This window comes from Nocardioides sp. HB32 (genome assembly GCF_054058995.1).
In genome coordinates, this window is the sequence record NZ_JBSSBS010000001.1 from 2,336,540 (window position 1) to 2,350,349 (window position 13,810).

The window sequence follows — 13,810 nt, forward strand, 5'->3', positions numbered from 1 at the left end:
CGGGTCAGCCGGCGTTGTCGACGAACTCCGTGGTGTAGGTCTTCGACAGGTCGATGTCGTCCTTCTTGGCCTTCACCGTGTCGGAGAACGTGCCGAGGACGTCGAGGACGGTCTCCGGTCCGCCCTCGGGCATCCGGCCGTCGGTCGTGAACATCGGCGAGGAGTCCTTGATCGACTGCACGTAGAGCTCCGGGTCGCCGCCGGCGTAGTCCGCCGGCATCTCGGCGGCGATCTCGGCGGCGTCGTGGGTGCTGATCCACTGCATGGTCCGCACGAACGCGTCGGCCAGCTTCTGCACGGTCTTCGGGTTCTGCTCGACGTAGTCGCAGGTCATGTAGAGCGACGCCGCGGGATAGAGCCCGCCGAGCGCGGCCTTGGTGCCCTCCTCCGTGCGCATGTCGATGAGGACCTTGCCGAGGCCCTTGTCGACCGCGGTCGCGATGGTCGGGTCCGTGGTCATGCCCGCGTCGATCCCGCCGTTCTGGAGTGCGGCGATGAACGTCGAGCCGGCGCCGGCGGTGACGGTCGAGTAGTCCGACGTGTCCACGCCGTTCTTCGTGGCGAGGTACTGCGTCAGGTAGTCGGTGGACGAGCCCGGGGACGTCACGCCGAGCTTCTTGCCTCCGAAGTCGGCGGCGCTCCCGACGCTGTCGGACGAGGTGGCGACCACCTCCGCCTCGCCGGGCACCTTGGCCAGCTGGACCACGCTCTCCACGCACTTGTCCTGCGCCTGGAGGGCGATCGTGTGGTCGTAGAAGCCGACGACGCCGTCCACCTTGCCGGCGAGCATGACGTTCTCGGCGCTCGCGCCCGAGGGCTCGGTCTTGAGGTCGACGTCGACGCCGGCGTCGTCGAAGTAGCCGAGCCGCTCGGTGAGCATGGCCGGCAGGTAGATCACCTTGTCGATGCCGCCGACCATGATCGAGACGTTCGGGGTGGCCGCCGCGTCGTCGTCGGCCGCGGCGCCGCGACAGCCCGTCAGGGCGGCCGCGACCGAGGCGGTGGCGATCGAGGCGGCGAGGACGCGGCGAGGGGTGGTGGGCATGGGAGTACTCCTTGGGGTGGGACGGAAATGGGGTGAGGTCAGAGGTCGCGGGCGAGCTCGGAGCCGGACGGCGGGCGCCACGAGGTGAGGCGCTGCTCGAGGCGGGTGATGAGCCACTCGGCGCCGAGGGCGAGGACGGTGACGATCAACATGCCGGCGTAGATGCCTGCGGCGTCGAAGTTGCCCTGCGCGTGGTTGATGAGGAGGCCGAGGCCCTGGTCGGCCCCGGTGAACTCGCCGACGATCGCGCCGATCAGCGCGAAGCCGAAGGCGACGTGCATGCTGGCGAGGATCCAGGAGGTCGCGCTCGGCAGGATGACGGTGCGCATCATCGCCCAGCGGCTCGCGCCCAGGATCCGGGCGTTGTCGACGAGCACCTTGTCGACCTCGCGCGCTCCCTGGAACGAGTTGAAGAACACCGCGAAGAAGACCAGCACGAACGCCGTCGCGACCTTCGAGCTCATGCCGAGGCCGAACCAGATGACGAACAGCGACGCCAGCACGATGCGTGGGATGGCGTTGGCACCCTTGATGAACGGCGCGAGCACGTCGGAGAGGAAGCGCGCCCGGCCGAGGACGATGCCCAGGACGACGCCGGCGAACGTGCCGATCACGAAGCCGAGCACCGCCTCCTCGAGGGTGACCGCCATGTTCGACCAGATCGAGCCCATCGAGGTGCCCTCGGTGAACCAGTCGACCAGGCGGTCCCAGATCTGGCTCGGCATCGAGTAGTAGAACGGGTCGATCACCGTGCGAGCCGCGAGCTCCCACGAGGCGAGCCACACGACGATGAGCAGCACCCGCACGAGCGCCACCGTCGACCGGCGCCGCGACGCGCGGCTGCGGAAGAGTCGGAAGGTCGGGCTCGGCGCCGGCACCTGCTGGGGCTCGGCTGTTGGTCGGGTCTGGGTGTCAAGCGACACGGGAGGCTCCTCTCGCACGGGTGATCTCCACTTCCTCGCGCAAGCTGTCCCAGATGCGCTTGTAGAGCTGGATGAACTCGGGGGTGAGCCGGATCTCCTCGACCCGGCGCGGACGGGGGAGGTCGACGGTCACGACGTCCTTGACGGTCGCCGGCCCGGCGGTCATCACGACCACGCGGTCCGCGAGGCTGATGGCCTCGGTCAGGTCGTGGGTCACGAACACGCACGCGGCGCCGGACCCCGACCAGAGGGTGAGGAGCTCGTCCTGCATGAGCTCGCGGGTCTGGACGTCGAGCGCCCCGAACGGCTCGTCGAGCAGCAGCACGGTCGGCTCCGTGATGAGGGTCTGCGCCATCGCGACCCGCTTCCGCATCCCGCCGGAGAGCTGGTGCGGGTAGCGGTCCTCGAAGCCGCCGAGCCCGACGCGGTTGATCCAGTCACGGGCGCGGGCCTCGGCGTCGGCACGTCGCAGGCCGCGGTACCGCAGGCCGAGCGCGACGTTGTCGAGCACGTTCTTCCACGGCAGCACCGCGTCTGCCTGGAACATGTAGCCCACGCCGTCCGGGATCCCCTCGACCGGCTGCCCCGCGACCTCGACGGTGCCGACCGAGGCCGGCTCGAGGCCGGAGACGAGGGACAGGGTCGTGGACTTGCCGCACCCGGTGGGCCCGACGACGGCGACGAACTCGCCCGGGGCCACGTCGAGTGTCACGTCCCGGATGGCGGTGAACGCGCTGCCGTCCTTGGTGGCGAAGCGCTTGGTCGCCCCGCGCAATGAGATCGCCGGGACGCCCGGGACGCCGGGGGCGTGGGGATCGCGGCGAGATGTGATGTCGGTCATGGCCGGGGACCGTAGGCGTCGCGTGACGGCCGTCACCAGCCTTGCGATCGTTGTCGTCGAACCCGACACAAACAACGTTCTGCGCATTCTTCTCACGGCGCTCCGGAAGCCACCGCGCCGTACTCTCTCCGGGTGCGAACGCCGTTGCCGGGACGTCGCCTGGCGCTGAGCACCCAGGCGCTGGTGGCGTTCGGGGTGCTGCTGGTGCTGGTCCTCGTCGCCGCCTGGGCGGCGACCGCCGCGGTGCTCCGGCGGGACCTCGAGTCCGAGTACGAGCAGCGCGCGCTCGCGATCGCGCGGAGCGTGGCCGCCGAGCCGGGCCTGGCCCAGCAGGTCGCCCGGTCGCAGCCCCGCGCCTCAGGGCCCGTCCAGCGGGACGCCGAACGGGTACGTCGCGCCACCGGGGCGCTGTACGTCGTGGTGACCGACGACCGCGGCATCCGCTACAGCCACCCGACGCCCGGTGAGATCGGCCAGCGGGTCAGCACCAGCCCCGATGCCGCGCTGTCCGGTCGTGAAGTGGTCACCGTGGAGCAGGGCACGCTCGGACGCTCGGCACGGGGCAAGGTGCCGCTGCGCGACGACACCGGCGACGTCGTCGGTGAGGTCAGCGTCGGCATCGACATCGCCGAGATCGACGCGGCGTCCCACAGGCTGGCGACCCTGCTGGCCTTCGTCGCCCTGGCCCCGCTGGCCCTCGGCCTGGTCGGGGCCGTACTGCTGTCGCGCCGGCTGCGGCGCAGCACGCTGGGCCTGGAGCCGGAGGAGATGGCCGACCTGGTGCGCGAGCACGCCGCCGTCCTCGGAGGCGTGCGCGACGGCGTGCTCGCGGTCGACCCGCGCGGGCGCGTGAGCGTCAGCAACGCCGAGGCCGCCCGGCTCGTCGGCTGTCCCCTGCCGCGCGGGGTCCCGCTCGCGGAGACCGGGGTGGGGGACGACGTGCGCATGCTCCTGATCGAGGAGCCCGCGCCGGCCGGTGCGCTCCGGCTCGTCGGCGGGCGCGCCGTGCTGGTCACCCGGGTGCCGGTCCAACGGGACCAGCGCGACCTCGGGACCGTGCTGATCCTCCGCGACCGCTCCGACCTCGACCAGCTGGCGCGCGAGCTGGAGTCGACGCGCGCCCTCACCGACGCGCTGCGCGCCCAGGCCCATGAGCACAGCAACCGGCTGCACGTCCTGACCGGGATGCTGCACCACGGTGACGTCGAGGAGGCCGGGCGCTACCTGGCCTCGCTCAGCGAGAGCCAGACCTGGGTCACGGGCGTGGACGATCCCTACCTGGCCGGGCTCCTGGCCGCGAAGTCGGCGGCGGCGACGGAGGCCGGGGTGCGGCTCGAGGTCACGGACACGTCCTGGGTCGAGGGGCGGCTCACCCAGCCCCTGGACACCGTGACGGTCCTCGCCAACCTGCTCGACAACGCGGTGCGCGCCGCCGCGGACGGCGCCCGGCGGCCGGCGCTGGTCGAGGTGACGCTGGTGAGCGACGGGGACGACCTGGTGGTGCAGGTCGCCGACAGCGGAGCCGGCGTGCCCGCCGAGGCAGGGGACCGGGTCTTCGCCCACGGCTTCACGACCAAGGACGACGCGGCCGGCCACGGCCTCGGCCTGGCGCTCGCCCGCCACGTCGCCCGTGGGACCGGTGGCGACGTCCGGCTCGCCGACCCCGGCGGCGCCGACCACGGCGCCGTGTTCGAGGCCCGGATCGCGCGCGCGCTGGTCGCCCGCCTCGGGGTGGGCACGGCCGACGAACCCGGAGGTAGCCGGTGATCAGGGTGCTCGTGGTGGACGACGACTTCCGGGTGGCGCAGCTGCATGCGGCGTACGTCGCCTCGGTCCCGGGCTTCGAGGTCGTGGGGATCGCCCACGACGCTGCTGACGCGGTGCGGCTGGCCGGCGAGGTCGCCCCCGACCTCGTCCTGCTCGACGAGTACCTTCCCGACGCGCTCGGGACCAGCGTGCTGTGGCGGATCGACGCCGCCGTCATCGTGGTGAGCGCCGCCGAGGACGCCGCCACGGTCCGGGCGGCCATCGCCAGGGGAGCGGTGAACTACGTGCTCAAGCCGTTCGCGCCGGCGGTCCTCGTCGAGCGGCTGCAGGCGTTCGAGCGGTTCTGGCGGTCCCTGCAGGCCGACGTCCACCTCGACCAGGCGGGCATCGACCGGGCCCTCCAGGCACTCCGCACCGCCGACACCCCTGTGGCGACGGCCCGCAAGGGACGCTCGCCGGTGACCGGCGAGGCGATCGTCGACGTGCTGCGCCGGTCGGCGGACGCGGTCACGGCCGCCGACGTGGCCGAGGCGACCGGCGTCTCCCGCGCGACCGCCCAGCGCTACCTCTCCGACCTCGCCCGCGACGGGCGGGTCCGGCTGACCCTGCGCTACGGCACGACCGGCCGCCCGGAGCACTGCTTCGAGTGGCTCGGCAGCCGCTAGTCAGGCCTCGCGGAGGACGACGACGGTACGGCGGCCGATGGTGAGCCCATCGCCGGCCTTGATGTGAGTGCCGACGGGGAGCTCGACGTCGGTGGAGAGCACGACCTCGCCGGCCTGGACCCAGTCGTTCTCGGGCATCGCGATCTTCTGCGGATGCCAGTCGGAGTTGAACCAGAGCATGAACGACCGGTCCACCTCCTGCTCACCGCGTGGTCCGGGAGCGCGCAGCGGGTCGCCGGAGACGAACATGCCGATCGCGCGCAGGTTCGGGTCGTGCCAGTCGTCGCCGGTCATCTCGCGTCCGGAGGGGTGCAGCCAGGCGAGGTCCTTGGCGCCGCCCCGGATCGTCGGCCGCCCCTCGAACCAGTGCCGTTGCCGCAGCGCGGGGTGCTCGCGCCGCAGCCGGAGCGCGGTCTTGGTGATCTCGTACACGTCCAGCCACGCGTCGTCAGGACGCCAGTCGATCCAGGACACCTCGTTGTCCTGCGCATAGGCGTTGTTGTTGCCGCGCTGGGTCCGTCCGCGCTCGTCGCCGGCGGTGATCATCGGCACGCCGTTGGACAGGCAGAGCGTCGCCATCATGTTCGCGGCCTGACGACGGCGTACGGCGAGGAGCGCGGGGTCGTCGGCCTCGCCCTCGGCCCCGTGGTTCCACGACCGGTTGTTGTCGGTGCCGTCGCGGTTGTCCTCGCCGTTCGCCTCGTTGCGCTTCTGCTCGTAGGACACCAGATCGCGCATCGTGAACCCGTCGTGCGCGGTCACGAAGTTGATCGAGGCGTACGGCGAGCGCCCGTCGTCGAGGTACAGGTCGGAGGAGCCCGCCAGCCGGGTTGCGACGGTGCGGATGCCCGAGGAGTGGTTGCGCCAGAAGTCCCGGATCTCGTCGCGGTACTGGTCGTTCCACTCCACCCACGGCGGCGGGAACTCGCCGACCCGGTAGCCGTCCATCGAGGCGTCCCACGGCTCCGCGATCAGCTTCACGTGTCGCAGCACCGGGTCCTGGCCGATCCCCATCAGCAGGTGGTTGTCCATGTCGACGCGGTGGTGCACCCGGGTCAGCGCCGACATCAGGTCGAAGCGGAACCCGTCGACGTGCATCTCGGTCACCCAGTACCGCAGCGAGTCCAGGATCAGCCGCAGCGCGAAGGGGTTCGACGCGTCGACGGTGTTGCCACAGCCCGTCACGTCCCAGTACGTGTCCTGCGCCGGCGCCCCGGGTCCGGCGTCTTCCGCCCGGCAGTAGAAGCCGCGGTCGTCGAGGCCGCGGAACGACAGCGTCGGGCCGAGGGCGCCCGCCTCGGCGGTGTGGTTGTAGACGACGTCGAGGATCACCTCGAGCCCGGCCTCGTGGAACGCCTTCACCATCTGCTTGAACTCCGTGACCTGCTCGCCACGGTCGCCGGAGGCCGCGTAGGCGTTGTGCGGGGCGAAGTAGCCGATCGAGTTGTAGCCCCAGTAGTTGGTCAGCCCGAGCTCGACCAGCGCCGGCTCGGACACGAACTGGTGCACGGGCAACAGCTCGACGGCCGTGATCCCGAGGTCGCGCAGGTAGTCGGTCACGGCCGGGGTCGCGAGCCCGGCGTACGTCCCCCGCAGCTCCTCGGGCACCCGGTCGTGCAGCGCGGTCATGCCCTTGACGTGCAGCTCGTAGATGACGCTGTCGCGCCAGCGATACCGCAGCGGCTGGTCCTCGCCCCAGTCGAACTGGTCGTCCACGACGATGCTGCGCGGGACGTACGGCGCGGAGTCCGCCCTGCTCATCCGCTCCGGCTCGCCCGTGACGTACCCGAAGATCGCGGGATCGACCGTGAGGCCGCCGGAGACCGCCTTGGCGAACGGGTCCAGCAGCAGCTTGTTCATGTTGAACCGGAGGCCCTGCTCGGGGTCCCACGGCCCCGCCGCGCGGAAGCCGTACGCCGTGCCGGGCCGTACGCCGGGGATCGCGCCGTGCCAGATGCCCAGCGTCTGCTCGGTCAGCCGGTGCCGCTCCTCGACGCCGTCGTCGTCGAAGAGGCACACCCAGGCCGCGGTCGCGCGCGGCGCGTGCACCGCGAAGTTCGTCGCCTCGGCGGACCAGGTCGCGCCGAGCGGCCAGTTCTGCCCGGGCCACACCGGGGCCCGCTCGCCGCGGGTACGCCAGAGTCCGGGGGTCACCCGCCCCATTGTTCACGATCACCGGCACAATGCCCGGGACGGGTGCAGCGACCAGACCATCATCGGGAGGCAGGGAACATGGGCGAGTTCGTACGACTGGAGGTGGCCGACGGCGTCGGCACGATCCGGCTGGACCGGCCGAAGATGAACGCGCTCAACGTGCAGGTCCAGGAGGAGATCCGGGCCGCTGCCACCGAGGCCACCGGGCGCGACGACGTCAGGGCCGTCGTCCTGTACGGCGGCGAGCGGGTCTTCGCCGCCGGTGCGGACATCAAGGAGATGGCCGACATGGGCTACACCGACATGGTGAAGCGCTCCGGGGCACTCCAGTCGTCGTTCGCCGCCGTCGCCCGGATCCCCAAGCCGGTCGTCGCCGCGGTCACCGGCTACGCCCTCGGCGGCGGCTGCGAGCTCGCGCTGTGCGCCGACGTCCGGTTCGCGGCCGAGGACGCGGTCCTCGGTCAGCCGGAGATCCTGCTCGGGATCATCCCGGGCGCCGGCGGCACCCAGCGGCTGACCAGGCTGGTCGGGCCGAGCAAGGCCAAGGACCTCGTCTTCACCGGCCGCTTCGTCAAGGCCGACGAGGCGCTCGCGATCGGGCTCGTGGACCGCGTGTTCCCGGCCGACCAGGTCTACGCCGAGGCGGTCGCCTGGGCGCGGCAGTTCGCCGGGGCCGCGTCGTTCGCCGTCCGGGCGGCGAAGGAGAGCATCGACCGGGGCATCGAGGTCGACCTCGAGACCGGTCTCGAGATCGAGCGGCAGCAGTTCGCGGCCCTCTTCGCGACCGAGGACCGCACGACCGGCATGCGGTCCTTCGTGGAGAACGGCCCCGGCAAGGCCGAGTTCCAGGGCCGATGAGCCGCACCGCGAACGTCCGGACGCGGATCGCCCAGCTGGTCTGGCTGGTCGCCGTGGTGTGCGCCCTGTTCCTCGCCGTCGGCGCCCTGCTCATCGCGCTGGACGCCAACCAGGACAACGTCCTGGTGAAGTTCGTGCTCGACGTCGCGGACGTCCTCGACCTCCAGGTGTTCTCTCGCGGCAACGGCATCTTCGCGTTCAACGGCGGGGACGCGGCGACGAAGAACGCGCTCGCCAACTGGGGTCTCGCCGCCGTCGCCTACCTCGTGGTGGGCCGCGTGCTGGAGCGTGTGATCCGCCCGTGAGCCGGCTCCGACCGTGACAGTGTCGCTGTGACGCAACCAACGTCGGTGCGAGTTTCGAGGCCGGTGGCGCGACGGTAGCCTGACGACCACCCGAGTGCACAGGAGGGGCCGGAACCGGCCACACCACCATGAACATTGTCGTCTGTGTGAAGTATGTCCCCGATGCCACTGCCGACCGGCAGTTCGAGTCGGACAACACCGTGGACCGCGTGGGCGTCGACGGGCTCCTGTCGGAGCTCGACGAGTACGCCGTGGAGCAGGCCCTGCAGCTGAAGGAGAAGGCCGGCGACGACACTACGGTGACGGCGCTGTGCGTCGGTCCCGAGAAGGCCGTCGACGCGGTGCGCAAGGCGCTCCAGATGGGTGCCGACGAGGGTGTCCACGTGGTCGACGACGCGATCGCCGGCTCGGACGCCGTCGCGACCTCGCTGGTGCTGGCCAAGGCAGTGGAGAAGGCCGGGGCCGAGCGCAAGGTCGACCTCGTGGTGTGCGGCATGTCCTCGACCGACGCCGCGATGAGTGTGGTCCCCGCGATGCTCGCCGAGCGCCTCGGCCTGCCGCAGGTGACGCTCGCCTCGGTCATCGAGACCCAGGGCGACCAGGTGCGCGTCAAGCGCGACGGTGACACCGCGACCGAGGTCATCGGCGCCACCATGCCGCTGGTCCTGTCCGTCACCGACCAGTCGGGCGAGGCCCGCTACCCGTCGTTCAAGGGCATCATGGCCGCCAAGAAGAAGCCGCTGGAGACCTGGTCGCTCGGCGACCTGGGTGTCGGGGCGGATCAGGTCGGCCTGTCGGTGGCGTGGACCGAGGTCGAGGACACCACGGCCCGCCCGCCGCGCACCGCCGGCGAGATCGTCAAGGACGAGGAGGGCTCGGGCGCCAAGGCGCTGGCCGACTTCCTCGCCTCCAAGAAGTTCATCTGAGGAGCACGCACCGATGTCTGAAGTTCTCGTTCTCGTCGACCACGTCGACGGTGCCGTCCGCAAGCCGACGTACGAGCTCCTGACGATCGCGAAGCGGCTCGGCGAGCCGTCCGCGGTCTTCATCGGCGCGGCCGACCAGGCCGCCGAGGTCGCGGAGAAGGTCAAGAAGTACGGCGCCGAGAAGGTGTACGTCGTCGACGACGCCCAGATCAAGGGCTATCTGGTGGCCCCCAAGGCCGAGGCGCTGCAGCAGCTGGCCGAGAAGGCCCAGTCGGAGGGGGGCCTCGCCGCGATCCTGATCCCCTCCAGCGCGGAGGGCAAGGAGGTCGCCGGCCGGCTGGCGATCAAGCTCGAGTCCGGCCTCATCACCGACGCCGTCGACGTGCAGGCCGACGACAGCAAGGGCCCGGTGACCACGCAGAGCGTGTTCGCGGGCAACTACACCGTGACCGCGAAGGTCACCAAGGGCACGCCGATCATCACGGTCAAGCCGAACTCCGCCACCCCGGAGGAGGCCGAGGGTGCCGGCACGGTCGAGGAGTTCGCGGCGACCGTCTCCGACGCCGCGAAGACCGCGCAGATCGTGGCCTCGCAGCCGCGGCAGGCGACCGGCCGCCCCGAGCTCACCGAGGCCGCGATCGTGGTCTCCGGTGGTCGTGGCACCGGCGGCAACTTCGAGCCCGTGGAGGGCCTCGCCGACGCCCTCGGCGGTGCGGTGGGCGCGTCGCGTGCCGCCGTCGACTCCGGCTGGATCCAGCACACCTTCCAGATCGGCCAGACCGGCAAGACGGTGTCGCCGCAGCTGTACGTCGCCACGGGCATCTCCGGCGCCATCCAGCACCGCGCCGGCATGCAGACCTCGAAGACCATCGTGGCGGTGAACAAGGACGAGGAGGCCCCGATCTTCGAGCTCGTCGACTTCGGTGTCGTGGGCGACCTGCACACGGTCCTCCCGGCCGCCACCGAGGAGATCAACAAGCGCAAGGGCTGACCTAGCGCGGAGACAGCGGAGGATCGCCGGCACCCGGTGCCGGCGATCCTCCGCTGCTCGTCAGCGGGCAGCGTGACCCGCACGGGACGGGGCGTCCGGCCCAGCCACGGCTGGCCAGCAACCGGGCAACGGCCGCCGCCACCCGGCACGGGTCGAGGACCTGTCCCCAGGCGAGGCGCACGGTGACGTCGCCGGTCGCTCCCACGGCGGGCTGGCGATCGAGGTCCGCCCAGTGCTGCTCGGCGCGGCCGTGCGCAAGTCGTCCGTCCAGCTCGACGACGACGCGCTCGGTCGAGTAGCGGACGTCGCGCTGTCCTCCCCCCTCGGCACGGTCCTCCCGGATGCCCCGAGGCAGGCCGTGCGCGCGTTCGACCTGCGCGACGTAGCGCCGTTCGACCGCGGACGGGACGCCGGTGCCCGCGTCGCCGAGCACGCTCGCCAGCAACCGGCGACGACCAAGACGCGGATGCCGGGGGAGTGCCGCGGCCAGGCGCGTGGCGGTCGTGCGCCGCTCCGCGCACGCATCGACCAGCACCGCGACCGCCGCGTCTTCGCGTTCCTCCTCGGAAGCCGCGACCAGCACGGCATCCTCGAGATGGAGTCGCGGTGGTTGCGCGGCCGGCTGGCTGACGGCCTCGAGCTGGCCTCGTCGGATGCTGATGCCCTTCGTCGGTCCGACCCTGCGACCTGCCTCGACCATGATCTCGATCGGCTCCCGGCCGGAGGCGATGGCGGGCTGCACCCGCATCCGGTGAGCTCGCATCGCGGAGCGTCCCGAGAGGACCGCCGGTGCGTGCAGGAGCACCGCCGCCCAGGCCCGCTGGTCCCAGGTGAGCGGGCCGCTGTGGTCGACGTACACGCCCCGGTGCACGGTCGTCCAGGCGCGACGCCGCAGCAGACCCTCGATCTCGGCGTCCGTGGCGCCGCACTCCAGCACCTGCGCCCTCGACAGCACGCCGGCCTGCCCGCGCAGCAGGCGGCGGATCGCGTCCTCGTCCATGACCGAACCCCTGCCCGGGTCCGCGGAGGCGGAATCCGGGTCGGCGCGGGCTGTGGACGAGCCTCAGTCGCCGGCGGTCTTCACCAGCAGCCAGTTGCGGTCGTCGCCACCCAGCGCCGCGCGGGTGAGGGCGTAGCCGCCGGTGAGGCGGGTGCCGTGCAGGACGAAGCGCAGATGCCCCGCGGCGATCGCGTCGGCCGTCGGACCGGGGGTGACCGGCTCGTACCAGCCGGAGTCCCAGATCCGGACGTTCGCGCTCTCGTACGCCGCGTGTGCCATCGCGTGGTCGCCCACCTGGACGGCGAGCCGCTTGTCGGCCGGGTCGGTCGACGGCCCCTTCGGGACCGCCCACGAGGCCAGCACCCCGTCGACCTCGAGCCGCAGGTCGTAGTGGAGCGTGCTCGCCCGGTGGAGCTGGACGACGAAGATCGGCGCGGCCACGCTCCACCCTAGGTCGCCCGGTCCCGTGGTGCGGATGATCGGCAGCGCGAGCGGGTAACGGGGGAGCGTGACCGATGTGCCCGAGCCGGCCCTGGCGACGCTGAGCCACGAGCGGTTCTGGACGGACGGCTGGATCTACGAGCGCAAGCTGGACGGGCAGCGGTGCCTGGCGGTCCGGACCTCGTCCGGCGCCCGGCTGTACTCGCGCAGCGGGCGCGACGTGACGGTGGCGTTCCCGGAGATCGCCGAGGCGCTCGAGCTGCAGGCGTCGTCGGACTTCGTCGTGGACGGCGAGGTGGTCGCGTTCGAGGGCGCGCGCACGAGCTTCGCGCGGCTGCAGCCCCGGATCCACCTGAGCAGCGCCGCGAAGGCGCGCCGCAGCGGGGTGGCGGTGTACTTCTACGTGTTCGACGTGCTGCGCGTGGACGGCGAGGACGTGCGCCGCGAGCCGCTGCTCGACCGCAAGCGCCGGCTGCGCAAGCTGCTGACCTGGGGGGACCCGGTGCGCTCCACGCCGCACCGGGTCAGCGGTGACGAGGACTGGTTCGGCGAGGTCTGCGCGAAGGGCTGGGAGGGCCTGATCGTCAAGCGCGTGGACTCGGCGTACTCCACCGGGCGGACCAAGGACTGGCTGAAGTTCACAGTGCGAGGCCGGGCAGGAGCTGGTGGTGGTCGGCTGGACCGATCCGGAGGGTTCGCGGGTCGCGCTCGGCGCGCTGCTGCTGGGCTACCACCGCGGCGACGACCTCGTGTACGCCGGCAAGGTCGGCACCGGCTTCAGCCAGCAGGTGCTGCGCGACCTGCACGCGCGACTGACCGCGATCGAGCGCGACACCTCGCCCTGCACGAAGGGCGCGCTGCCGCGCACGGCCGTGCACTGGGCCGAGCCCGAGCTGGTGGCCGAGGTCGCGTTCACCGAATGGACGACGGCCGGCCAGCTGCGCCACCCGCGGTACCTCGGCCTGCGCACCGACAAGTCCGCGAAGGACGTGGTGCGCGAATGACCACCCCGGAGCCCAGGACGGTTGCCGGCGTGGAGATCACCAAGCCGGACAAGGTGCTGTTCCCCGACGACGGGATCACCAAGGCCGACGTCGCGGAGTACTACGCCGGCGTCGCCGACCGGATGCTGCCGTTCCTGAAGGACCGGCCGATCAACATGCAGCGGTTCCCCGACGGGATCGGCAGCTTCTCCTTCTACGAGAAGAAGGTGCCGGCCCACTTCCCGGACTGGGTGCGCACGGTCGAGGTGCAGACCGCCGACGGCGCCCAGCGCCAGGTCGTGGTGGACGACCGGCGCTCGCTGGTCTACCTCGCCCAGCAGGCCTGCATCACCCCGCACACCTGGCTGAGCCGGGCTGCGGACCTCGACCGCCCGGACGAGCTGGTCCTGGACCTCGACCCGTCCGACGACGACCTCGCGAAGGTACGCCGGGCGACCCGGCTCGCCGGCGACGCGCTCGAGGACCTGGGGCTGACGACGTACCTCAAGACCACCGGCTCCCGCGGCTACCACGTCGTCGTGCCGTTGCGGCCCGAGGCGGGGTTCGACGAGGTCCGCGCGTTCGCGCGTGCGGTGGCGGAGCGCCTGGTCGAACGCGAGCCCGACCTCCTCACGCTCGAGGCCCGCAAGGCCGGCCGCGGCGACCGGGTGCTCGTCGACATCATGCGCAACGGCTACGGACAGACAGCGGTGCCGCCGTACGCCGTCCGCGCGCGGCCGGGCGCCCCCGTGTCCGCGCCGCTCGCGTGGGACGAGCTCTCCCGGGTCGCGCCGGGCGACGTCACGATCGCGAACCTGGCCAGGCGGCTGGCGAAGGACGACCCCTGGGCGGGGATGCGCCGGCACGCGAGCGGCCTCGGAAGGGCGCGCCGGCGGCTCTGACCCCCCTAC

The 13,810-nt window shown here is 72.0% G+C and carries 14 protein-coding genes and 1 pseudogene; 9 read left to right on the top strand and 6 right to left on the bottom strand.

The features are described 5' to 3' along the window. Nucleotides 1-4 precede the first annotated feature (4 nt). From ACVW2K_RS11870 to ACVW2K_RS11880, 3 genes are read right to left on the bottom strand one after another with little or no spacing between them, the layout of a single operon-like run. Complete coding sequence (locus ACVW2K_RS11870) at nucleotides 5-1,045, bottom strand: ABC transporter substrate-binding protein (protein ID WP_457202646.1); 1,041 nt, start codon at nucleotides 1,043-1,045, stop codon at nucleotides 5-7. A 38-nt stretch (nucleotides 1,046-1,083) separates the two neighbouring features. Continuing rightward, nucleotides 1,084-1,968 carry an ABC transporter permease gene (locus ACVW2K_RS11875; RefSeq protein ID WP_028637606.1) on the bottom strand — a complete coding sequence of 295 codons (885 nt, stop codon included), beginning with the start codon at nucleotides 1,966-1,968 and terminating at the stop codon, nucleotides 1,084-1,086. Beyond that, the gene (locus tag ACVW2K_RS11880; protein WP_051549241.1) at nucleotides 1,958-2,809 is read right to left on the bottom strand and encodes an ABC transporter ATP-binding protein; all 852 of its coding nucleotides are present in this window, start codon (nucleotides 2,807-2,809) and stop codon (nucleotides 1,958-1,960) included. The genes ACVW2K_RS11875 and ACVW2K_RS11880 overlap by 11 nt, the downstream gene beginning before the upstream one ends. A gap of 132 nt (nucleotides 2,810-2,941) precedes the next feature. Between ACVW2K_RS11880 and ACVW2K_RS11885 the strand changes: the two genes are divergently transcribed. Continuing rightward, on the top strand, nucleotides 2,942-4,576 hold the full coding sequence (locus ACVW2K_RS11885; protein WP_457202647.1) for an ATP-binding protein: 1,635 nt from the start codon (nucleotides 2,942-2,944) through the stop codon (nucleotides 4,574-4,576). A gap of 14 nt (nucleotides 4,577-4,590) precedes the next feature. Next, on the top strand, nucleotides 4,591-5,241 hold the full coding sequence (locus ACVW2K_RS11890; RefSeq protein WP_457202648.1) for a response regulator: 651 nt from the start codon (nucleotides 4,591-4,593) through the stop codon (nucleotides 5,239-5,241). Here the strand turns inward: ACVW2K_RS11890 and glgX are convergent, their stop codons facing one another. Continuing rightward, nucleotides 5,242-7,395 carry a glycogen debranching protein GlgX gene (gene glgX / locus ACVW2K_RS11895; RefSeq protein WP_457202649.1) on the bottom strand — a complete coding sequence of 718 codons (2,154 nt, stop codon included), beginning with the start codon at nucleotides 7,393-7,395 and terminating at the stop codon, nucleotides 5,242-5,244. It lies immediately after the preceding gene. A gap of 78 nt (nucleotides 7,396-7,473) precedes the next feature. Here glgX and ACVW2K_RS11900 point away from each other — a divergent pair, with 78 nt between their 5' ends. The 4 genes from ACVW2K_RS11900 to ACVW2K_RS11915 all read left to right on the top strand — a co-directional run bounded on the left by ACVW2K_RS11900 (nucleotide 7,474) and on the right by ACVW2K_RS11915 (nucleotide 10,475). Further along, complete coding sequence (locus ACVW2K_RS11900) at nucleotides 7,474-8,253, top strand: enoyl-CoA hydratase/isomerase family protein (RefSeq protein ID WP_457202650.1); 780 nt, start codon at nucleotides 7,474-7,476, stop codon at nucleotides 8,251-8,253. Next, nucleotides 8,250-8,558 carry a hypothetical protein gene (locus tag ACVW2K_RS11905; protein WP_457202651.1) on the top strand — a complete coding sequence of 103 codons (309 nt, stop codon included), beginning with the start codon at nucleotides 8,250-8,252 and terminating at the stop codon, nucleotides 8,556-8,558. The genes ACVW2K_RS11900 and ACVW2K_RS11905 overlap by 4 nt, the downstream gene beginning before the upstream one ends. A gap of 146 nt (nucleotides 8,559-8,704) precedes the next feature. Continuing rightward, nucleotides 8,705-9,484, top strand: a complete 780-nt coding sequence (locus ACVW2K_RS11910) for an electron transfer flavoprotein subunit beta/FixA family protein (RefSeq protein ID WP_231496208.1) — start codon at nucleotides 8,705-8,707, stop codon at nucleotides 9,482-9,484. Between the two features lie 13 nt (nucleotides 9,485-9,497). Then, entirely contained in the window at nucleotides 9,498-10,475 is a 978-nt protein-coding gene (locus ACVW2K_RS11915) for an electron transfer flavoprotein subunit alpha/FixB family protein (protein ID WP_457202652.1), read from the top strand. Between the two features lies 1 nt (nucleotide 10,476). On the opposite strand, the gene ACVW2K_RS11920 is transcribed toward ACVW2K_RS11915, so the two are convergent. Both ACVW2K_RS11920 and ACVW2K_RS11925 read right to left on the bottom strand, forming a co-directional pair. Next, nucleotides 10,477-11,475: a hypothetical protein gene (locus ACVW2K_RS11920; RefSeq protein WP_457202653.1), complete on the bottom strand. Its 999-nt coding sequence runs from the start codon at nucleotides 11,473-11,475 to the stop codon at nucleotides 10,477-10,479. 63 nt (nucleotides 11,476-11,538) lie between these two features. Next, a complete protein-coding gene (locus ACVW2K_RS11925) occupies nucleotides 11,539-11,916 on the bottom strand; it encodes a DNA polymerase ligase N-terminal domain-containing protein (protein ID WP_457202654.1) in 378 nt (125 codons plus the stop codon). Between the two features lie 76 nt (nucleotides 11,917-11,992). Here ACVW2K_RS11925 and ACVW2K_RS11930 point away from each other — a divergent pair. The 3 genes and pseudogenes from ACVW2K_RS11930 to ligD form a co-directional block, all read left to right on the top strand. Further along, nucleotides 11,993-12,544 (top strand): annotated as a pseudogene (locus ACVW2K_RS11930) (ATP-dependent DNA ligase); the annotation flags it as partial. 40 nt (nucleotides 12,545-12,584) lie between these two features. Continuing rightward, a complete protein-coding gene (locus tag ACVW2K_RS11935) occupies nucleotides 12,585-12,920 on the top strand; it encodes an ATP dependent DNA ligase (protein WP_457204061.1) in 336 nt (111 codons plus the stop codon). A gap of 29 nt (nucleotides 12,921-12,949) precedes the next feature. After that, complete coding sequence (gene ligD, locus ACVW2K_RS11940) at nucleotides 12,950-13,801, top strand: non-homologous end-joining DNA ligase (protein ID WP_457204062.1); 852 nt, start codon at nucleotides 12,950-12,952, stop codon at nucleotides 13,799-13,801. Nucleotides 13,802-13,810: the final 9 nt, after the last annotated feature.

What these genes read in the sequence shown, in the direction of transcription:
- ACVW2K_RS11905 (WP_457202651.1), top strand. Translation starts at nt 8,250, where the DNA reads ATGAGCCGCACCGCGAACGTCCGGACGCGGATCGCCCAGCTGGTCTGG.
- ACVW2K_RS11870 (WP_457202646.1), bottom strand. Translation starts at nt 1,045, where the DNA reads ATGCCCACCACCCCTCGCCGCGTCCTCGCCGCCTCGATCGCCACCGCC.
- ACVW2K_RS11880 (WP_051549241.1), bottom strand. Translation starts at nt 2,809, where the DNA reads ATGACCGACATCACATCTCGCCGCGATCCCCACGCCCCCGGCGTCCCG.
- ACVW2K_RS11915 (WP_457202652.1), top strand. Translation starts at nt 9,498, where the DNA reads ATGTCTGAAGTTCTCGTTCTCGTCGACCACGTCGACGGTGCCGTCCGC.
- ACVW2K_RS11900 (WP_457202650.1), top strand. Translation starts at nt 7,474, where the DNA reads ATGGGCGAGTTCGTACGACTGGAGGTGGCCGACGGCGTCGGCACGATC.
- ACVW2K_RS11920 (WP_457202653.1), bottom strand. Translation starts at nt 11,475, where the DNA reads ATGGACGAGGACGCGATCCGCCGCCTGCTGCGCGGGCAGGCCGGCGTG.